The following is a 4,123-nucleotide window of genomic DNA, read 5'->3' as shown; positions in this document are numbered from 1 at the left end:
GATGGTTTCGAACGTTTAAAGAAGACTGTATTTGGATCAACGAATGGGTGTCATTAAAAGAAGCGAAGCAAGCGATTGACAAGTGGATCGACTTCTATAACAATGAGTACGTTCATTCTGCCTTAGGTGGAATGAATCCCAATGAATTCTTAATGGCCTGCTCTCTCAAAAACGTCGCTTAAATTTGTCTTGATTTTTGGGATCCACTACACACTTCCGGTTTCATGATCTCCGGCACACCTTCGCCTCACAACTGGTGATGGCTGGCGAAGACCTGGTAACGGTACAGCGACTCATGGGCCACAAGACGATTGAGATGACGATGCGGTATTCGCATTTGAGTGATCAGCACCGGATCAATGCCGTGATGAAGCTGGGGAATTTGTATGCGGGAGGTGGGACGGAAAAGAAAGAAAAGGCAGGACATGCGGAGCAAACCTGCCAGGTATTACAGATAGGAAATGCATAATAAAAGAACATAAAACAGCGCAATTGGGCAAAATTGTGCAAAAACAGTTAGCGGGATCGTGTGGGAATCGAACCCACCCATCCTGACACCTGCCAGGACGCTGCGGATTTGAAGTCCGCGGGGCCCACCAGGGACCCATCCGACCCCAAAACAGACCTTCTAAATATATGGCCGAAATTTTTTGAAATCAAGGCAATTTCTCATCAAACCAACGCGTTTTAGACCAGCCAGTCTTCGGATTCAAAATCCTTGCCGGGTACTGTAACCAGAATCAATTCGTTCTCCGGCCATTCTTCCAGCGGTTCGTTGTTTTCGAGAATGCGCACCTGAAAGCCGATTTCATCGCCCGTATGTACCCCAAGTGCCTTGAAGGGCATCTGGATTTCAATAAAATCCCTGTATGCGCCTCTTGCCGTAAAGTCTGTTTCTTCCCATGCCGAATCGACCCGCTTCTGAATAGTCGCAGTAAATTTCCCTTTCAACAATTCCTTTCCGGGGAATGTCACCCGAAGGCGCCGGGGTTTTAGAAAATCAAAAATAATTGAATAATTCGGGATTTTATCGGGCAGAAGTTTGGTTCTGGGTTCAACGCGGATAAACAGATTTTCAAGATCAAATCCGAAAAAAATCCGGGCAATCAGAGCCGAAACCATGTGCATGGAAGAGCCGGCCGGAACCGCTTCAAAAACCCCTGCGCCAAGCCATTCAAAATAATTGGAATAGGTTCCATCGATAACGGGGTGAATAAACCCCTGGGGATCCTTTATTGCCAGTTTTTTGACCTTTTCCTGATGAATCGGTTCGTACAATTCAGGAGGAACATCCCTTTGCAGCAGCTCGTAGAGTTTAATCAAATGTCCCCGAAACAGGGAATCAAATTCGGCCGCATTTTCCGTGTGATGATCATCCCCGAACCACCAGAACCAGTCCGATCCCTCTGCAATCATAATTTGTCTGAATGCCAGCTCCCCGGTTTCGGCAGAAATTCCCTTTGCCTTTGCCTCTTCCAGTGCAGACCGGGCGCGATTGAGAAATTCCCATGCCTTATTTTCCTCCGGATGCCCAATCCAGACGGAAAAATTGTGATTGATCCACGACCCCGCAAAAATTTTGGTGAGTTGCTGCGAGGGTGATGATTGATCCAAAAATTCGGAAAGGGTAACTGACTGGATTTCTCCGGTTTCAGACAGCCTGGAATAAAGGGCCTCCAAAAACGGCCGCCCGTTTTCGGGATAAAATTCCCAGCAATTTTCGCCGTCCAGAATAATCGAAATAATCGACGATTCAAGGCGTTTTTCTCCGAATTGCGCGCTTATCTGAGATCGAATATCCAGTATTCTTGAAACAAAATCAGTCGCCGCTTCCTCAGCAGGCCATTTTTGATAAACAAATCCAATCAGATCGGAAAGCGTATGATCGCGAAAAAAGATGTGAATGGGGCCGTTTTTCGTTTCCAACTGATAGGATTGATAAAGTGTGCTCGTCCGATCTCTAAGAGGTAATTTATTCAGGGGCAGGGATTTAAATAATATTTCCTCATCCGTGGCAATCCAGCGAATGCCATTTTCGGCAAAAAGACTGGCAGCCTCGTCGCTCACGCTTCCTTCGGACGGCCACATCCCGGCCGGCTTGCTCCCAAATCGTTTTTGGAAAAAATCCAGTCCCCGGCGAATATGCTCCCCGGCATCTTCGGGATGTTTGAAGGCAGGGGAGGGGAGTGTTGCCCCGGGCATCGCCATTTTGGCACTTTCGGTATCGCACAAAAGTGGAACAATGGGATGGTAGAAAGGGGTTGTTGATAACTCGATTTGTCCCTTCTCAGAGAGTTCCCGGTGCTTTGGAATAATTTCCTTGAGAATGGCCTTTTGACTGCTTAAAAGAACGTGCTTATCTTCTTCGGTAAAATCGTGGTCCTTTTCGATGAGCTCCTTAAAAGGAGAACGCTTTTTGTGCGATTCCCCTGTCCAGCTTAGATTGTACCAGATCTGCAAATCCAGAAAATCCTGCGTTGTAAATGATTGAACGGCTTGCCGTAATCCGGATTCGGAAAGGTCGGTTCCGCGTTTCTTCCAAAGTCTTTTGTAACCGGGAAAAGGCAGGATCAAATGCTCGGCATTCACCATAAAAAAGTAATTGAGTAAAAAATATTTATCATCCGGTGATAAAGCCTCAGCAGGGATTTCGGTTCGCAGAAGGATTTCATCTTTAGCCTCATTTTGGACATAATCCTCCAACTGTAACAGAAGGGAAGGAACCAGGTTGAAGTTTTGATGAATTTTTGGAAATGAATCAAGAATTTCAACCATGTCAAAGTAATCTTTTAAAGCGTGAAGCCGCACCCAGGGCAGGGTATAAACATCCGTATCAGGTTGTTTATAATAGGGTTGATGTTGATGCCATAAAAAGGCTATTTTAATTGGAACCATTAGAAACCCGCCGTGCTAAGGGGAATAAAAAAGCCGAGAAAAGTCTCGGCTGCAGTTAAAAGGTAAAAACTAAAGTTGTGACAGAAGCAATTCAACATCATTTAAAACGTAGGCTTTTGGGTATTTTTTCTTAATTAATTCAAGAACACGTTTGGCTTCGTCTTTTTTACCCGCTTTTTGGTAACACAAAGCGGCATTAAAAAGATTGTCCGGTGCGCTGTATACCTTTGAATATTTTTTGGCGGCTTCTTCAAATTTTTTGGCGGCCTCAAGGTAGTTCCCCTGAGCATCCAGACAGGAGGCAATTCCTGCCAGGGAAGCGCTGGCCATGATGTCGTCATGGCCGTAATCTTTGAGGTACTTTTTAAAATAGGTCAGTGCATTTTTATAATCTTGCTTATAATAATAGGAATTTGCCAGATAGAATGTCGCAAATCCCGCGCTGTGGGTCCCGTCGTACTTATCAACCACGTCTTTTAAAATGGGAATCGCTTTGTCATAATTCAGAGATTCGTAGTACATCATGGCTTCAGCCAATTTAGCCGATGCCATCTGGTTTGCCTGAGTTTTGCTTCGCGCCAGAAAATACCCCAGAGCGGCAACAACAAGAACTCCGATAATCACACCTGTAACTAATTTGCTGTTCTTATTCAGAAAATCCGTCACCATGTAGGTGTAGGTAACTAATTTATCTTCCTTAATTTCTCTTCGAGTGAGCCGTTTTTTCGCTTTCATCAAACCTCCATTAAAATAGTGTTTTGATTCTCTGTAATCGCTTTTAATATAAAAATAATTTTTACAAAATACAAGATTTTTTAACTCGGGGCCCTATTAACCTGCATTATTCATAAATTGTTTCCACGAAGACCCTAAGTCGCGCAGATTATTATAATTAAAATAATTAGCTATTTTAAACTCAGTTTGTTTGAATATTTTCTTGTTTCAACGAATACTTATTTATCTTTTTGTTTATCATACCATTGTGTCTTCGTGACTTTGCGGCACATGAGTTTTTTAGGTTAAAACGCACAAGGCCATTCACAAATCAAATCAAATTCGTATGGCCGCGAATGCGCGAATGAATGATTTTGTTTTTAGGAAATCACTTTTGAGGGCAGCATTTCGGCAATGCCCGCTATTTGTGGCAGAATGAATTTCCAAATCCGCATTTAAAAAAATGATTACACTCCAAAAACCACAAATGATACAAATGACGCCAATTAAATTC

At 43.6% G+C, this 4,123-nt stretch carries 4 protein-coding genes and 1 tRNA gene; 2 read left to right on the top strand and 3 right to left on the bottom strand.

What is annotated here, in order from left to right; all coding sequences use genetic code 11:
* The coding region (locus tag GXO76_08480; GenBank protein NOY77890.1) for a transposase at positions 1-182 on the top strand (182 nt) is incomplete at its 5' end.
* Between the two features lie 14 nt (positions 183-196).
* Entirely contained in the window at positions 197-469 is a 273-nt protein-coding gene (locus GXO76_08475) for a tyrosine-type recombinase/integrase (GenBank protein ID NOY77889.1), read from the top strand.
* Positions 470-520: 51 nt separating this feature from the next.
* On the opposite strand, the gene GXO76_08470 is transcribed toward GXO76_08475, so the two are convergent.
* The 3 genes from GXO76_08470 to GXO76_08460 all read right to left on the bottom strand — a co-directional run bounded on the left by GXO76_08470 (position 521) and on the right by GXO76_08460 (position 3,630).
* Positions 521-616: transfer RNA gene (locus GXO76_08470), tRNA-Sec, on the bottom strand.
* A 71-nt stretch (positions 617-687) separates the two neighbouring features.
* Positions 688-2,895, bottom strand: a complete 2,208-nt coding sequence (locus GXO76_08465; GenBank protein ID NOY77888.1) for a glycoside hydrolase — start codon at positions 2,893-2,895, stop codon at positions 688-690.
* Between the two features lie 69 nt (positions 2,896-2,964).
* On the bottom strand, positions 2,965-3,630 hold the full coding sequence (locus tag GXO76_08460) for a tetratricopeptide repeat protein (GenBank protein ID NOY77887.1): 666 nt from the start codon (positions 3,628-3,630) through the stop codon (positions 2,965-2,967).
* Between the last annotated feature and the right edge of the window lie 493 nt (positions 3,631-4,123).

Source organism: Calditrichota bacterium (assembly GCA_013151735.1).
Lineage (GTDB): Bacteria > Zhuqueibacterota > JdFR-76 > JdFR-76 > BMS3Abin05 > BMS3Abin05.
The sequence above is the reverse complement of the archived record's forward strand: the minus strand, read 5'-3'. Positions and strand labels throughout refer to the sequence as shown.

Coding starts and splice junctions, on each gene's coding strand:
- GXO76_08465 (NOY77888.1), bottom strand. CDS start 2,895: ATGGTTCCAATTAAAATAGCCTTTTTATGGCATCAACATCAACCCTAT.
- GXO76_08460 (NOY77887.1), bottom strand. CDS start 3,630: ATGAAAGCGAAAAAACGGCTCACTCGAAGAGAAATTAAGGAAGATAAA.